The organism is Methylobacterium sp. HJ2 (assembly GCF_056431005.1).
In genome coordinates, this window is sequence record NZ_JBWJYM010000004.1 from 283,847 (window position 1) to 298,305 (window position 14,459).

The 14,459-nt window shown below is 69.9% G+C and carries 16 protein-coding genes; 4 read left to right on the plus strand and 12 right to left on the minus strand.

Translation table 11 applies throughout. The annotated features are described in order from the left end of the window. Nucleotides 1-39: 39 nt before the first annotated feature. The 6 genes from ACS5RC_RS12535 to ACS5RC_RS12560 form a co-directional block, all read right to left on the minus strand. Complete coding sequence (locus ACS5RC_RS12535) at nucleotides 40-1,056, minus strand: aliphatic sulfonate ABC transporter substrate-binding protein (protein WP_478344190.1); 1,017 nt, start codon at nucleotides 1,054-1,056, stop codon at nucleotides 40-42. Between the two features lie 23 nt (nucleotides 1,057-1,079). Further along, complete coding sequence (gene ssuD, locus ACS5RC_RS12540; protein ID WP_478344191.1) at nucleotides 1,080-2,255, minus strand: FMNH2-dependent alkanesulfonate monooxygenase; 1,176 nt, start codon at nucleotides 2,253-2,255, stop codon at nucleotides 1,080-1,082. A 127-nt stretch (nucleotides 2,256-2,382) separates the two neighbouring features. Then, nucleotides 2,383-3,255, minus strand: coding sequence for an ABC transporter ATP-binding protein (locus ACS5RC_RS12545; RefSeq protein ID WP_478344192.1), 873 nt, complete (start codon nucleotides 3,253-3,255; stop codon nucleotides 2,383-2,385). A 2-nt stretch (nucleotides 3,256-3,257) separates the two neighbouring features. After that, complete coding sequence (gene ssuC / locus ACS5RC_RS12550) at nucleotides 3,258-4,040, minus strand: aliphatic sulfonate ABC transporter permease SsuC (RefSeq protein ID WP_478344193.1); 783 nt, start codon at nucleotides 4,038-4,040, stop codon at nucleotides 3,258-3,260. Between the two features lie 6 nt (nucleotides 4,041-4,046). Then, nucleotides 4,047-5,009, minus strand: coding sequence for an aliphatic sulfonate ABC transporter substrate-binding protein (locus tag ACS5RC_RS12555; RefSeq protein WP_478344194.1), 963 nt, complete (start codon nucleotides 5,007-5,009; stop codon nucleotides 4,047-4,049). Then, a complete protein-coding gene (locus ACS5RC_RS12560) occupies nucleotides 5,006-5,596 on the minus strand; it encodes an NAD(P)H-dependent oxidoreductase (protein WP_478344195.1) in 591 nt (196 codons plus the stop codon). Before ACS5RC_RS12560 ends, ACS5RC_RS12555 begins: the two co-directional genes overlap by 4 nt. A gap of 531 nt (nucleotides 5,597-6,127) precedes the next feature. On the opposite strand from ACS5RC_RS12560, the gene sfnG reads away from it, so the two are divergent. Continuing rightward, a complete protein-coding gene (sfnG, locus tag ACS5RC_RS12565) occupies nucleotides 6,128-7,234 on the plus strand; it encodes a dimethylsulfone monooxygenase SfnG (protein WP_478344196.1) in 1,107 nt (368 codons plus the stop codon). A gap of 18 nt (nucleotides 7,235-7,252) precedes the next feature. Here sfnG and ACS5RC_RS12570 read toward each other — a convergent pair whose 3' ends face one another. Together ACS5RC_RS12570 and ACS5RC_RS12575 are read right to left on the minus strand one after the other, a co-directional pair. Beyond that, nucleotides 7,253-8,716, minus strand: a complete 1,464-nt coding sequence (locus ACS5RC_RS12570) for a sensor histidine kinase (RefSeq protein WP_478344197.1) — start codon at nucleotides 8,714-8,716, stop codon at nucleotides 7,253-7,255. Continuing rightward, nucleotides 8,713-9,381 (minus strand): response regulator transcription factor, encoded by a 669-nt coding sequence (locus ACS5RC_RS12575; protein WP_478344198.1) that lies wholly within the window; start codon nucleotides 9,379-9,381, stop codon nucleotides 8,713-8,715. The genes ACS5RC_RS12570 and ACS5RC_RS12575 overlap by 4 nt, the downstream gene beginning before the upstream one ends. A 256-nt stretch (nucleotides 9,382-9,637) precedes the next feature. On the opposite strand from ACS5RC_RS12575, the gene ACS5RC_RS12580 reads away from it, so the two are divergent. Next, nucleotides 9,638-10,333: a DNA-binding protein gene (locus tag ACS5RC_RS12580; RefSeq protein ID WP_478344199.1), complete on the plus strand. Its 696-nt coding sequence runs from the start codon at nucleotides 9,638-9,640 to the stop codon at nucleotides 10,331-10,333. Between the two features lie 12 nt (nucleotides 10,334-10,345). On the opposite strand, the gene metC is transcribed toward ACS5RC_RS12580, so the two are convergent. The 4 genes from metC to ACS5RC_RS12600 form a co-directional block, all read right to left on the minus strand. After that, entirely contained in the window at nucleotides 10,346-11,527 is a 1,182-nt protein-coding gene (gene metC / locus ACS5RC_RS12585; RefSeq protein ID WP_478344200.1) for a cystathionine beta-lyase, read from the minus strand. Between the two features lie 94 nt (nucleotides 11,528-11,621). Then, nucleotides 11,622-11,888: a DarT1-associated NADAR antitoxin family protein gene (locus ACS5RC_RS12590; protein WP_478344201.1), complete on the minus strand. Its 267-nt coding sequence runs from the start codon at nucleotides 11,886-11,888 to the stop codon at nucleotides 11,622-11,624. Next, nucleotides 11,797-12,273 carry a DarT1-associated NADAR antitoxin family protein gene (locus tag ACS5RC_RS12595; RefSeq protein WP_478344202.1) on the minus strand — a complete coding sequence of 159 codons (477 nt, stop codon included), beginning with the start codon at nucleotides 12,271-12,273 and terminating at the stop codon, nucleotides 11,797-11,799. Before ACS5RC_RS12595 ends, ACS5RC_RS12590 begins: the two co-directional genes overlap by 92 nt. After that, nucleotides 12,266-12,610: a DarT ssDNA thymidine ADP-ribosyltransferase family protein gene (locus tag ACS5RC_RS12600; protein ID WP_478344203.1), complete on the minus strand. Its 345-nt coding sequence runs from the start codon at nucleotides 12,608-12,610 to the stop codon at nucleotides 12,266-12,268. The genes ACS5RC_RS12595 and ACS5RC_RS12600 overlap by 8 nt, the downstream gene beginning before the upstream one ends. Before the next feature lie 532 nt (nucleotides 12,611-13,142). On the opposite strand from ACS5RC_RS12600, the gene ACS5RC_RS12605 reads away from it, so the two are divergent. After that, nucleotides 13,143-13,421, plus strand: a complete 279-nt coding sequence (locus ACS5RC_RS12605) for a hypothetical protein (protein WP_478344204.1) — start codon at nucleotides 13,143-13,145, stop codon at nucleotides 13,419-13,421. A gap of 136 nt (nucleotides 13,422-13,557) precedes the next feature. Further along, nucleotides 13,558-14,415, plus strand: a complete 858-nt coding sequence (gene rarD, locus ACS5RC_RS12610; RefSeq protein WP_478344205.1) for an EamA family transporter RarD — start codon at nucleotides 13,558-13,560, stop codon at nucleotides 14,413-14,415. Nucleotides 14,416-14,459 lie beyond the last annotated feature (44 nt).

Here is a 14,459-nt window from a genome sequence, read left to right on the forward strand (position 1 = left end):
GGCGGATTCGGGCTCCGCTCCGATCGAGCGGAGGACGTGTCAGCTCGCGGGCTTCCAGACGGCCTCCGAGACGGTGACGGGTCTGGGCAGGAGGCCGAGCTTGGCGAAGCTGTCGGCCACCGCCTGCTGGTCGGCAATCGCCGCCGCGTCGAGGGGCGCGACGCCGTAGGATTGCCGGCGCAGGGCCACCGCCAGGACGGGCGCCGGGATGCCGATCGCGGGGGCCAGCTCCGCGGCGACCGCGTCGGTGTTCTCGCGGGTCCAGGCGTCGATCTCCCCGATCGCCGCGAGCGTCGCCTCGAGCACCGCCCGGTTGCTCTCCGCGAAACCCCGGCGCGAGAGGTAGAACTGGCGGTTCGGCGCGAGGGCCTCGCGGGCCTCGCGGGCCTCGGGCGTCCCGGCGCCGGTGGCGAGCACCCGGGCGCCGGTCGCGCGCTCGCCGGAGGCGAGGTAGGGATCCCAGATCGCCCAGGCGTCCACCGAGCCGCGTGCGAAGGCCGCGGCGGCGTCGGCCGGGGCCAGGAAGGCGGTCTTGACCGCGTCGTAGGGCACGCCCGCAGATGCGAGGGCGCGCACCAGCAGGTAGTGGACGTTCGAGCCCTTGTTGAAGGCGATGGTGCGGCCCCTGAGGTCCGCCAGCGTGCGGATCGGCGAATCGGCCGGCACCAGGATCGCCTCGCCCTGCGGCGCGGGCGGCTCGGCCGCGACGTAGAGCAGGGCCGGGCTCGCGGCCTGGGCGAAAATCGGCGGGGCCTCGCCGGTCGAGCCGAAATCGATCGCCCCGGCGTTCAGCGCCTCGAGGAGCGGCGGGCCCGAGGGAAACTCGGCCCATTGCACGCGGTAGCCCTGCGCGGCGAGGCGCCTCTCCAGCAGGCCCTTTCCCTTGAGCAGCACCAGGGTGCCGTATTTCTGGTAGCCGACCCGGAACACCTTCTCGTCGGCCCGGGCGCCCGGCCCGGTGAGGAGCAGCGCCAGGATCGCCAGCGCGAGCGCGGCCAGCACGGCATGCAGGCGCGGGACTTCGACCCGCGCGGCGCGGGTGGAGGAGACGGGCATCGCGGGCTCCGGAGGAGAGGGTTTCAGTGGGCGCCGACGCGCCGGGACGGGACGATGTCGTTGGCGATGACCTCGCCGAACGGGCCGTTGTTGCGCGCGGCCCGCGGCGCGGTGCCGGTGGTGGCGCGCAGGGGCAGCTTCGGGAACACGAGCTCGGCGAAGCGGTAGGCCTCCTCTAGGTGCGGGTAGCCCGAGAGGATGAAGCGGTCGATGCCGAGGTCGATGTATTCCTTCATCCGGTCGGCGACCTGGTCGGCCGATCCGACGAGGGCGGTGCCGGCGCCGCCCCGGACGAGCCCGACGCCGGCCCAGAGGTTCGGCGAGACCTGCAGCTTGTCCCGGCTGCCGCCGTGGAGCGCCATCATCCGGCTCTGTCCGACCGAATCCTGCCGCTTCAGCGTGGCCTGGGCCTGGGCGATGGTGGCATCGTCGAGCTTCGAGATCAGGCGCTCGGCGGCCTCCCAGGCCTGGGCCTCGGTCTCGCGCACGATGACGTGCAGGCGGATGCCGTACGAGAAGGTCTTGCCCTTCCTCTCCGCGGCCGCGCGGGCCAGCGCGATCTTCTCGGCGACGCCGGCCGGCGGCTCGCCCCAGGTGAGGTAGACGTCGCAATGCTCGGCCGCGACCGCGATGCCGGCGGGCGAGGAGCCGCCGAAATAGAGCGGCGGGTAGGGCGCCTGCACCGGCGGGAAGATCAGCCGCCCGTTCTCGGTCCGCAGGTGGGTGCCCGCGAAGTTGACGGTCTCGCCCGCCATCAGGCCGCGCCAGATCGTCAGGAACTCGTCGGTGACGGCGTAGCGTTCGTCGTGATCGAGGAAGACGCCGTCGCCGCGCAGTTCGACGGGATCGCCCCCCGTCACCACGTTGATGAGCAGGCGCCCGTCCGAGATCCGGTCGAGGGTCGCGGCCATGCGGGCGGCGGCCGAGGGCTCCATCAGGCCGGGCCGCACCGCCACGAGGTAGCGCAGGCGCCGGGTGAGCGGCGCCAGCGCCGAGGCGACGATCCAGGAATCCTCGCAGGAGCGCCCGGTCGGCAGCAGCACGCCGTAATAGCCGAGATCGTCGGCACCCTGGGCGATCTGCCGGAGGTAGTCGAGAGAGACGGCGCGCGCGCCCTCCTGGGCGCCGAGATAGCGCCCGTCGCCGTGGGTCGGCAGGAACCAGAGGACGTCGGTGCGCCCGTCGGTCGATGCGGTCATGGGAGATCTCCGTCCGGTCTCATGTCAAATCCGGCCGATCCCTTCGGGATGGCGGATTCGGGCTTCGCTCAAGCGCCGCGCGGGCTTGGCCTGATGTCGGCTCCGGTTCGATCGACCGGGGCCGACATCAGGCCGCGCGGTCGCGCAGCAGGTGTTCGAGGATGCGGCCTTCGAGGGCCGCGAGGGCCGGGTCGCCGCGGCGGCGGGGCCGGGGCAGGTCGACCCGCAGGTCCAGGGCGATGCGGCCGGCATCGACCACGAGGATGCGGTCGGCGAGCGCCACCGCCTCGGCCACGTCGTGGGTGACGAGGAGCGCCGTGAAGCCCTGCCGGCGCCAGATCCGCTCGATCAGGTCCTGCATGCCGATGCGGGTGAGGGCGTCGAGGGCGCCCAGCGGCTCGTCGAGGGCGAGGAGGCCCGGCCGGCTGACGAGGGCGCGGGCGAGCGCCACGCGCTGGCGCTGCCCGCCCGAGAGCGTCGCCGGCCACTGCCCCGCCTTGTCGGCGAGCCCGACCTCGGCAAGTGCCGCGAGCGCCCGCTCCCGGCGCTCGGCCTTTCCGGCGAGCCCCGTCAGCCCCACCGCGACGTTGTCGACGACGCGGGCCCAGGGCAGCAGGCGCGGCTCCTGGAACATGATGCGCTCGGGCGGCCGCGCGCGCCGGCTCGCGCTCTCCGGGGCCTCCAGGCGGACACGGCCGCCGGTCGGCGCCTCGAGGCCGAGGATCAGGCGCAGCAGGGTGCTCTTGCCGCAGCCCGAGCGCCCGACGATGGCGGTGAACGCGCCCGCCGGCACGTCGAGATTCAGGCCCTCGATCACCGTGTGCCCGTCGAAGCTCTTGCGCAGGTCGCGCAAGCTGACGGCGATGCCGCGGGCGGACGGTGCTTCCGCCTGCCGCGGGGACGCGGCGGCCGGGGGGGCGGGGCGCTCCTCCGGGCGTGCCGGCGCCGCGCGATCGCGGGCGCTGGTGAGGAGATCGGCCGTGAAGGCGTCGAGCAGCATCGTCAGGCGCTCCGGTAGGCGGGGTTCCAGGCGAGGCAGACGCGCTCGAGCTGGCGGGTCAGGGCGTCGGCGAGCTTGCCGAGCAGGGCGTAGATCAGGATCGCCAGCACCACGACGTCGACGAGCATGAACTCGCGCGCCTGCATCGCCATGTAGCCGAGGCCCGAGGAGGCCGAGATCGTCTCGGCGACGATCAGCGTCAGCCACATGATGCCGAGCCCGTAGCGCAGGCCCACGAAGATCGAGGGCAGGGCGCCCGGCAGCACCACGCGGCGGAACAGCTCGGCCCGCGACATGCCGTAGACGCGGCCCATCTCGACGAGCCCGGGATCGACCGAGCGGATGCCGTGCAGGGTGTTGGCGTAGATCGGGAAGAATACGCCGAGCGCCACGAGGAAGAGCTTGGCCTGCTCGCCGATGCCGAACCACAGGATCACCAGGGGGATCAGCGAGAGGTGGGGCACGTTGCGCACCATCTGGACGCTGGTGTCGGTGAGCCGCTCGGACAGGCGCGAGAGGCCGTTGGCGAGGCCGAGCGAGAAGCCGATGCCGCCGCCGATCGCGAAGCCGGTGAGCGCGCGGAGCGCGCTCACGCCCAGATTGGTCCAGAGCTCGCCCGTGCGCGCCGCGTCGAGGCCGGCACGCGCCACGTCGAGGGGCGCGGGCATGAAGCGGTTCGAGACGAGACCCGCCGAGCTGGCGGCCTGCCAGCCGGCGAGCGCCAGGACGGGCAGCAGCCACGGCGTCGCGCGCCGCACGGCGGCGTCGAGGAGGGGGTTGGACATGCGAGGTCAGCCGTTTCTGGCGGGCGGCGTCCAGATCGCGTCGGCGACCCGGATGGGTTTCGGGATGAGCCGGAGGGTGTGGAAGCGGTCGGCGATGCGCTGCTGCTCGGCGATCGCCCGCTCGGACATCGGGCCGATGACGTAGTCGGTGCGGTCGACGGCCCGCCGCGTCGCGGCCAGCGGCACGCCGGTGCCCTTCGACAGGATCGCCGCCACCTCGCCGCGATGCGTCTCGGCCCAGCGGGCGACGCCGGCCAACGCGTCGATCGCCTCCGCCACCACCGCGCCCTGGCGCTCGGCGAAGGCGCGATTGGCCAGGAAGAAGTTGTTCGGCCGGGCGACGTCGGTGGCGTAGCTCAGCACCCGCACGCCGTCGCCGGCCTCCGCGATGGCGAAGTAAGGATCCCAGATCGTCCAGGCATCGACGCTGCCGCGGGCGAAGGCCGCCGCCGCATCGGCCGGCGCGAGGGTCACCGGCTCGATGTCGCCATAGGCGAGCCCCGCCGTCTCCAGCGCCGCCACCGTGAAGTTGTGCGCGCTCGACGCCTTGGCGAAGGCGACTCGCTTGCCCTTGAGGTCGGCCAGGGTGCGGATCTCCGAGCCCTTCGGCACCAGGATCCCGGCGCCCGAGCCGCCCGCCTCCTGCGCCGCCGCGTAGACGAGGTTGCCCCCAGCCGCCTGGGCGAAGATCGGCGGCGCGTCGCCGGTCTGGCCGAAATCGATGCCGTCGAGGCTGAGCGCCTCGAGGAGCGGCGGCCCGAACGAGAACTCGACCCAGCGCACGCCGTGATCCAGGCGCTTCAGGCGCTCCTCGATCACGCCCTGCTGCTTGGCGATGACCAGGATGCCGTTCTTCTGGTAGCCGATCCGCAGCACGCCGGGCTCGGCCGCGCGGGCGGCCCGCATGGGCAGGGCCGCGGCGAGCGCGCCGGCGAGCAGCGCGCGCCGGTCGAGGGCGAGGCCGCTCATCGCGCCACCGCCGCGACGCGGGCGACCGGCTCGTGGCGGATGCCGGGGAGCGCGCCCCGGGTCGCGAGCGCGGCGATCTCGGCGCCGGCCTGCGCCGCGCGGGCACGCACGCCCGGATCGGTGAGGCCGCCATCGGTGAAGTCGGCATCCGAGCCGTAGACCGTGGTCGGCACCTGGAGCGTGTTGAAGAAGCCGAAGAGCGGCCGGAACGCGTGCTCGACCACGAGGGCGTGGCGGGCACCCCCGCCGGTGGCCACGATCGCCACCGGCTTGTTGGCGAGCGCGTCCGGCGGGATCAGGTCGAACAGGTGCTTGAACAGGCCGGTGAAGCTGCCCTTGTAGACCGGCGAGCCGACGATCAACGCGTCGGCGCCCTCGATCGCCTCGATCACGCGCCGGGCCGGCAGGGCCAGCGCGTCGCGGCTCCAGGCCGCGCCGAGGCCGGTCCCGGCATCGACGAGGTCGAACAGGCGGATATCGAGGGGCGCCGACGCGCCCGCCTCCTCGGCCACCGCCTCGACGAGAGTCCGGGTCTTGGACGGGCGCTGGAGATTGGCGCTGAAGCCGACGAGTCTCGGACGTGTCATCGGTGATCTTTCCGGTGTGCAGGGAGCCGGTGGGCCAGGAGGCGACGGACGAGCACCGGACAGGCGCTGTCTTCGATCAGCAAAAACTGGCCGATGGGGCGCACCGGGTCAATGAAACGATCTTATGAATGTGCGCAGCCGAAGAGATGATCGTTATCTCCGATCGCAGTCGAAGCAGAGATTTCGGTTTCATCCGCTGTTCTGGGCGCCGGATCTCGCTCGAAGCCCGATCACGGGGAGGATATTTATCCCCTTGGCGCCCCGACCGCCCGATCGTCTTCGCGTTTCCGCCGGACGACATCGGGTCGAGGCAGCACCGAACCGTCTGCGGGGAAGGAATCTGTGCGATTCCCGGCCGGCGCGAGACGATTGTCGCCCGATCGCCGCCGAGAAAGCACGACCGTTCCTTTGACGACGGCCCGGCAGCCACGGATACTTGGATACACAGTCGAGATCCGAGTTTCTCAAGTCCTGCCTCGGACCGGTGCCGAGATCGGGCACCTGTCCATCATCGTTCAAAGAGGGGCCGCGATGACCGCACGTTCCGACGCGCCGGAGCCGATCCGCTTCGCCTATTGGGTGCCCAACGTCTCGGGCGGCCTCGTCATCAGCCGCATCCCGCAGCGCACGAGTTGGGACGCGGCCTACAACCGCCGTCTCGCCCAGATCGCCGAGGAGGCCGGCTTCGACTACGCGCTGACGCAGATCCGCTTCACCGCCGGCTACGGCGCGGAGTACCAGCACGAATCCGTCGCCTTCAGCCACGCGCTGCTCGCGGCCACCACGCGGATCACGGTGATCGCCGCGATCCTGCCCGGGCCGTGGAACCCGACGCTCGCGGCCAAGCAGATCGCCACGATCTCGCAGCTCAGCGAGGGGCGGATCGCGGTGAACATCGTCAGCGGCTGGTTCTCGGGCGAGTTCCGGGCGATCGGAGAGCCCTGGCTCGACCACGACGAGCGCTATCGCCGCTCGGAGGAGTTCATCCGCAGCCTGCGGGGGATCTGGACCCAGGACAGCTTCACCTTCCGGGGCGATTTCTACCGCTACAGCGACTACACCCTGCGGCCGAAGCCGGCCGACCCGCAGCCCGAGATCTTCCAGGGCGGCTCGTCGCGGGCGGCGCGGGACATGGCCGCGCGCGTCTCCGACTGGTACTTCACCAACGGCAACACGCCCGCGGGCGTACAGGCCCAGGTCGAGGATGTCCGGGCCAAGGCGACCGCGAACGGCCGCACCGTCAAGGTCGGGGTCAACGCCTTCGCGATCGTCCGCGACACGGAAGCGGAGGCCCGCGCGGTCCTTCGGGAGATCCTCGACAACGCCGATCCGGAGGCCGTGAAGGCCTTCGGCCACGAGGTGAAGAACGCCGGCAAGGCCTCGCCCGAGGGCGAGGGCAACTGGGCGCAATCGAGCTTCGAGGATCTCGTCCAGTACAACGACGGCTTCAAGACCAACCTCATCGGCACGCCGGATCAGGTCGCCGAGCGCATCGTGGCACTCAAGGATGTCGGGGTCGATCTCGCGCTGCTGGCCTTCCTGCACTTCCAGGAGGAGGTCGCGTATTTCGGCGCTGAGGTGATCCCGCGGGTGCGGGCCCTCGAGGCGGCGCGCGAGCGGCGGGCGGAGGCGGCTTGAGGGCCGCGATCGGGGTCTTCAGGCGGGGAGGGTCAGGCGCACCTCCAAACCGCCGAGATCGGCGCGGCCGAGGGCGAGCGCGCCGCCGTAGAGCTCGGCGAGTTCGAGAGCGATCGGCAGGCCGAAGCCGCTGCCCGGAACGGATTCGTCCAGGCGCCGGCCGCGATGCAGGACGGCCTCCGCCGCATCCGCGTCGAGGCCCGGCCCGTCATCCGCGATCCGGATCGCCACCGTCATCCCCGTGCGCTGCGCGGTGACGGCGACGCGGGCGCGGCACCACTGACAGGCATTCTCGATCAGATTGCCGAGCATCTCGTCGAGATCCTGCGCGTCGCAGGCCACCGCGAGCCCCTCCGGGACGGTGAGATCGATGGCCAGGGCCTTGCCCGCGTGGATGCGCAGCAGCGCGGCGCGGAGGTCCGCGAGGTGACCGCCGAGCGGGGTGCGGCTTCGCGCCGGCCCCGCCACGGCGGCGGCGCGGGCGCGTCGCAGGTGATGGCGCACCCGCCGGTCCATGCCGTCCACGAGGCGGCCGAGCGTCCCGTCCGGATCGACGGCGCGGTCCGAGAGCGTCACCGACAGGGTGGCGAGGGGCGTCTTCAGCCCGTGGGCGAGATTGGCCACATGGGTGCGGGCGTGCTCGAGATTGGCCGCGCTCTGGTCGAGCAGCAGGTTCATCTCGGTCACCAGCGGGCGGATCTCGTCCGGCTGCTCGTCCGGCAGCCGGGCCCGGCTGCCGGCCCGGACGGCAGCGAGCTCGTCCCGCAACCGCCGCAGCGGGCGCAGGCCGAGCCGGACCTGCAGCACGGCCGCGCCGCCGAGGAAGAGGCCGATCGCCGCCAGGCTCGCGGCGAGCGCGCGGAGCGCTTCGAGAACGGGCCCGCGCAGAGCCGCGGTGGGCGCGGAGGCCGCGATGACGAGCGCGGGCGCGCCGTCCGCGGGCAGGACGCGGATGCGCAGGACCAGGGATTGGCCCCACGGATCCGTGCCGTCCGCCGGCCGCGGTCGCTCGGGATCCGGCCGGTCCTTCGGGGCTGCCGGCAGCTCGGGCAGGGAGAGGTCTTGCCCCTCGAGGGAGCCGGAGCGCAGCACGGCATCGCCGCGGCGCACCTGCCAGTACCAGCCGGAGCGCGGCCGGTCGAAGGGCCGGGTGTCGAGATCACGCCGGAGCCGCAATCCCCCGTCGCGCCCCACGTCCAGGTCGGCCGCGAGGGCGAGGATCCGGTCGTCGAGGCGTCCGTCGATCTGGCCGCGGACGAAGCGATGCAGGATGAAACCGATGGCGAGCCCGGCCGCCACCAGCGCCACCGCCACGCAGGCGAGCGCCGCGAGCAGCAGCCGGCGCTGCAGCGAGCCGATCCGGAAGCGGCGGGGGGGCCGCCGGGACGGCGGGGGGCGCAGGCGATCGCCGGGACGCTCAGGCGTCTCCGCGCGCGGCGGGCGCGCGGACGGGGAGGGCGCGGGCGGGGAGGGCGGTCTCACGCGCCGCCCGCCGGCACCAGGCGGTAGCCGTGGCCGCGCACCGTCTCGATCCCGGCGGGCGCGATCTTGCGGCGCAGGCGCGTGATGATGACCTCGACGGAGTTCGAATCGACCTCGGCATCGCCGTCATAGACCCGCTCGATCAGCTGGGTGCGGGGAACGACCGCCTCGCGGCGCAGGATCAGGCAGGACAGCACCCGCCATTCGAGTCCGGTGAGCTTCAACGGCAGGCCGTCGCGCTCGAACTGCCCGAGGCCGGTATCGAAGCTCAGGGGCCCGCAGACGACGCGGTTGGCGCCTCCGGCCTGGGCCCTGCGGACGAGGGCGCGCAGGCGGATCACCAGTTCCTCGACCCGGAACGGCTTGACGAGGTAATCGTCCGCCCCCGCCTTGAAGCCCGCCACCTTGTCGCTCCAGCCGTCGCGCGCGGTGAGGACCAGCACCGGCACCGTGCGCCCCGCGGAGCGCCAAGCGTGGAGGACCGAGAGCCCGTCGCCCTTCGGCAGGCCCAGATCGAGGGCGACCGCGTCGTAGCTCTCGGTCTCGCCGCGGTGCTGGGCATCCTCGCCGTTGTCGGCGTGGTCGAGGACGAAGCCCTCGGCGCGCAGCACCCGGGCGATCTCGGCGGCGAGCGCCGCGTCGTCCTCCACCAGCAGGATCTTCATGCCTTGCCCTCCCGCGGGAACTGCGCCCGGCGCCGCGAGCAGGTTTCGAGACCGTGGCCGCCGGGCCTGCGACGGGAACCTGCGGCACGGCAGAGGCCCGAGCGGCCGAGGCGGCGGCCTGCCGGCGCCGCGCCCGCCTAGGCCCGGGCCTTTAACCGAATCTGAACGGCTCGGTTCAGTCGGGGTTTCACGCGTCCGCCTAGAGATCGGTCCGGCCCGGACAGGGCCCACCCCGACAGGACATCAGGCAGAGACCATGAGCACCGAGACCCCCGCCGCCGACACCCTTCCCACCACGCCGGACGCCGTCGAGACCGCGCAGCCGAGCGCGCCCGCGAATGCGGCCGCCCGGAAGCGCGGCCCGCGCCGCCACCTCGTCATCGGGGCGCTCGCCGCGCCGCTGGCGCTCGGCGCCGCCGGCCTCTCGCTGGCCCAGACCGCCGCCACGCCCGTCACGCCAGTCGCCCCCGTGGCGATCGCGAGCCTCCAGCCCTCCGGCGCCGTCGCGGCGAAGGGCGAGGTCGCCGAGATCTTCGGCAACAAGTTCATCCTGCAGGATGCGAGCGGCCGGGCTCTGGTCGAGACCGGCCGCGAGGGCGAGGGCGGCACGCTCGTGACGAAGGGCGAGACCGTCACCGTCCAGGGCCGCTTCGAGACCGGCTACCTGCACGCCCGGATCATCACCCGGGCGGACGGCAAGGTCCTGGCGCTCGGCCCCGCCGGCGGCCCGCCGGCGGGCGGCCTCGACTGGGCGAAGGAGCGGGTCGGGCTCGGGCCCCGCGCCGACCTCCCGGCCCTCACCGGCGCCGTCGAGCGGGCGGGCTACACGGACATCCGCGTCACCGGCCGCGGCCCGCGGCACCTCGACGTCGCGGCCAAGGGCGCGGACGGGCGCGAGCGCCTGCTCCATGTCGGCTTCGACGGGGACATCCGCGAGAAGCGGGTGTTCTGACGGCCCGAACCGTCAGGACGCGGCGCGCAGCCGCGCGAAGCCGGCCTCGAGATCGGCCTGGAGGTCGGCGACGTCCTCCAGGCCGATGTGGAAGCGCAAGGCCCAGCCGCCCGGCGCCCAGGCGGTGGCGGTGCGGTAGGGCGCGCAGTCGAACGGGATGACGAGGCTCTCGAAGCCGCCCCAGGAGAAGCCCATCCCGAACAGCTCGAGACCGTCGAGCATGGCGGCGAGCGCGGCCTCCGGGCAGGGCTTGAGGATCACCCCGAACAGCCCGGAGGCCCCCGAGAAGTCTCGCTGCCAGATCGCGTGGCCGGGATCCTCCGGCAGGCCGGGATGGAGCACGCGCAGCACCTCGGGCCGCGCCTGCAGCCAGCGCGCCATCTCCAGCCCCGCGCGGCCGTGCTCGCGCAAGCGCAGCGCCATCGTGCGCAGACCGCGCAGGGCCAGGAAGATGTCCTCGGGGCCGGCACACATGGCGAAATGGTCGAAGGTGCGGCGCACCGCCGGATAGTGCTTGGCGTTGGCCGAGGTCAGGCCGAGGAGCAGGTCGGAGCCGCCGCTGAGATACTTGGTCCCGGCCTCGACGGCGATGTCGACGCCCCGCGCGTGCGGCGGGAACAGCAGCGGCGTCGCCCAGGTGTTGTCCATGATGACCGTGCCGCCGCGGGCATGCACGACCTCGGCGATCGCCGGGATGTCCTGCATCTCGAAGCTCTGCGAGCCCGGCGCCTCGACGAGCACGGCCCGGGTGTTCTCGCGCATCAGGGCGGCGATGCCCGCGCCCAAAGTCGGATCGTAATAGGTCGTCTCGACGCCGAAGCGGGCGAGCACCCCGTCGCAGAACTGGCGGGTCGGGCGGTAGGCGGAGTCGGTGACGAGGAGATGGTCGCCGCCCGAGACCGCCGCCATCAGCGCGACCGTCAGCGCGGCGAGACCCGAGGGCGTGACGACGGTGCCGGCCGCGCCCGAGAGCTCCGTCCACGCCTCGGTGAGCGCGTCCATCGTCGGCGTGCCCGAGGTGCCGTAATTGTAGCGCCCGCGCCTGTGCTTGATCGCGTCGTAGGTCGGGTAGAGCACCGTCGAGCCGCGATAGATCGGCGTGTTGACGAAGCCGTGCTGCTCGGAAGGGTCGCGCCCGGCGTGGATCAGGCGCGTGGCGACGGCGCGGGGCGTCTCGGGAGAAGGCTTCGACATCTCGTCTCGGATCGTCGGGGGGCTCGCGGCACGAAGCCCGTCGCGCCCGCCGAGGTCAAGCGCTTGGCTGCGCGCGCACTTAGGATGCCGGGTCTTAAATTGTCATTTTTTGACTAATCTCTAAAAATGATCCGAATGATTGTAAAGATTCGTCTAGCAGATCACGCTTTTCTAAAGATACAAACATCGCACAAGAACGGGCTTGACAATTTATCGACCGGTCAGGATTAAACTCAATGTCTGTGAATCCGGCGATTCTTTCCAGCCTTCTAAGCCATACACGATGAGTATACAAAGCATTTATGTATAGCCAATCGTAAAAAGCGGTCGGTGGCGACAATGGAAAACTCTCGCCGTCCAACTGGAAGCCAATTATTTTCCCCGAAGATTTTAAGTCTTTCATCTTTCTTAGCCTCACGACTGCTCAGTTCGTAAATATCAGTATAAGGTCCGCCGTGTTCGAAAACTTTACTTCCCTGAAATGCGCACTCTACAGTGGTCTCTTTTCCATTTGCTCGAATTTTTTGATGAAACGCACTCAGTTTGACACCAACTTCGAAGTCAGATTTGCTTGATATTTCGAGAAGCGGCGAGAAGCCAAGATCTTCTGCGCTTTTATGAAGTTCGGCGACGTTCTTCTTCTTTTGCGATGGCGCCATGCCTGGGTGCCATTGAAAAGAAACTTGTACCAGGTCCACCAACTTATCACCAGCTAAACACGGGATGAAAACTGGTCGCTTAGCCATCTGGGTTCTGCACAAATTGAATAGGAACAATTGCCGGAACAAGAATTTCGCACTTTCTTGCAGCCGCGAGGCGAGACTTTATGGTATCATCTTTCCAATCTGTCCGCAAATATATAACTTCAAGATCAAGCTTGCCAAGCCCGATCGCAGCATCCAGTGAAACTACACCACTTTTGTTGGAGACGTCCAGCGAAATTTTGACGCCTGAATGTTTTATAATTTCAGGATTCACGCGAAGCCACACGGTATCTTGAATTCGACCTTCCTGACGAGCACGGTATTCCATTGGCTGCGAATTCATAAAACATAGATGGACATATGCGTCCATTCCAAACATGCGGTCAGCGTCTAAACTCCATTCATTTCCTCCAGGCGAAGTGCATTATATACCCCTACTAATCTGCTCTTTCATAGACAGGATTCCTCCATGAGTCTTGATTGACTCCAAATTTCTACGGTCGGTAAAATGATAAAAGCACATATTTTGCTGACTTTTATTGATAAGTTGCAAAAATTCATCGATCAATATTGCCTCCATTCAACACTAACTGGAACGCTACAGGAAAGTCTTCCTTGCTACTAACCCAACCTAAAGTGCAATTAGACGACTTAGAATCACTCATACGGATCAATCAGTCAACACTAGATTGCCATGCTTTTACAGAAATTTACGACCAATTTAGTCTTTTGAAAATTTTCCGAATCCTGAATGCCAATCCATCTGATTTCTCCGCGAGATGTTGCAGCCAGCCGGATGTGTCAGTTTTGGCTCTTGGTATTCCTGGATTGGCGGCCTGGGTGGTGGATTCCGCTTCGTTAACGGATGCAGGCCTATGCTGCCGGCGTCTGAGTTCTGTCGGGTCTGTCGCGTGCGTATCCTGCGTCTCCTGGCCACCGGCTGTCTCGCCGCGCTGAGCATCGTGACCATCGCCTTCGTCAGCGCCGACCGGCTGAACCACATGGCGCCGCCGAAGGTCGCCCGCGCGGTCATCGTCGAGCCCTCGGCGACGGGCTCCATCGCGGTCCCGAAGCCGGTCGCCATGCCGGTGCCCGCCAAGGCGGCGCCGGCCAAGATCCCGAACGGTTTCGACACCGAGCGCCTCAACGCCCTGATGCGCGGCGACCCGATCCTGCCCGGCAGGCGCTGAGGGCCTCCGCGGCCCTCGATCCGGTCCGGGGTTCGGGTCTCGTTCGGGCGCCGAGGTGCGCCCGCGCACCTGACGCTCGGACCTCCCGACGGCTAAGACCGCGACGCCCGCAACCTGTGGGCGAAGGGAGAGCCAGGTGGGCTTCGTCTACGCGCTCGGCGCCTACCTGAGCTGGGGCCTGCTGGTGCCGGTGCATTTCCGGCTGCTCGGCGCCTTCAGCCCGAGCTACATCCTGGCCGAGCGGATCCTGTGGTCCAGCCTGTTCGCGGGCGGCCTCGTGGTGCTGTGGCGCCACCGGCTGCGCACGCCGTTCCCCCTGCGCCCCCGCCACGGCCTGCTCGCGGTCTCCGCTCTTCTGATCGGCGTGAACTGGCTGCTCTACCTGCGCACCGTGGATTCGGGGCATCTGCTCGATGCGAGCCTCGGCTACTACATCAACCCGCTCGTCAGCGTCGGGCTCGGCGCCCTGGTGCTCGGCGAGCGGCTGCGCCCGGTCCAGCTCATGGCCGTCGCCATCGCGGCCTGCGGCGTCGGGATCGCGGTGGTCTGGGCCGGCGACCTGCCGCTGGTCTCGCTCGCGCTCGCCGTCACCTTCGCCCTCTACGGCCTCGCCCGGAAGGTGATCGCCGTCGATCCGGTGGTGGGATTCCTGGCCGAGACGCTGTTCCTCGCCCCAGCCGCCGCGCTCTGGCTGCGGTTCTCACCCGAGCCGCTGTTCCCGGCCGAATCCCGCTCTCTCCTGCTCCTGGCGCTCACCGGGGTGACGACGGCCCTGCCGCTGATCTGGTTCGCCGCCGCGGCCGAGCGCCTGCGGCTCGCCACGCTCGGGCTGATGCAGTACCTCGCCCCGACCTGCCTGCTCGGGCTCAGCGTCCTCGCCTTCGGCGAGCGCGTCGAGCCCCACAGGATCGCGATGCTCGCGCTGATCTGGGTGGCCCTCGTCCTCTACGCAGTCGACGCCTACCGGTCCGGGCGCGGCACCGCGCGGGCGTGAGGGCGCGGAGTCGGCGGATGCGGTATACCGAGCGCGTGCCAACC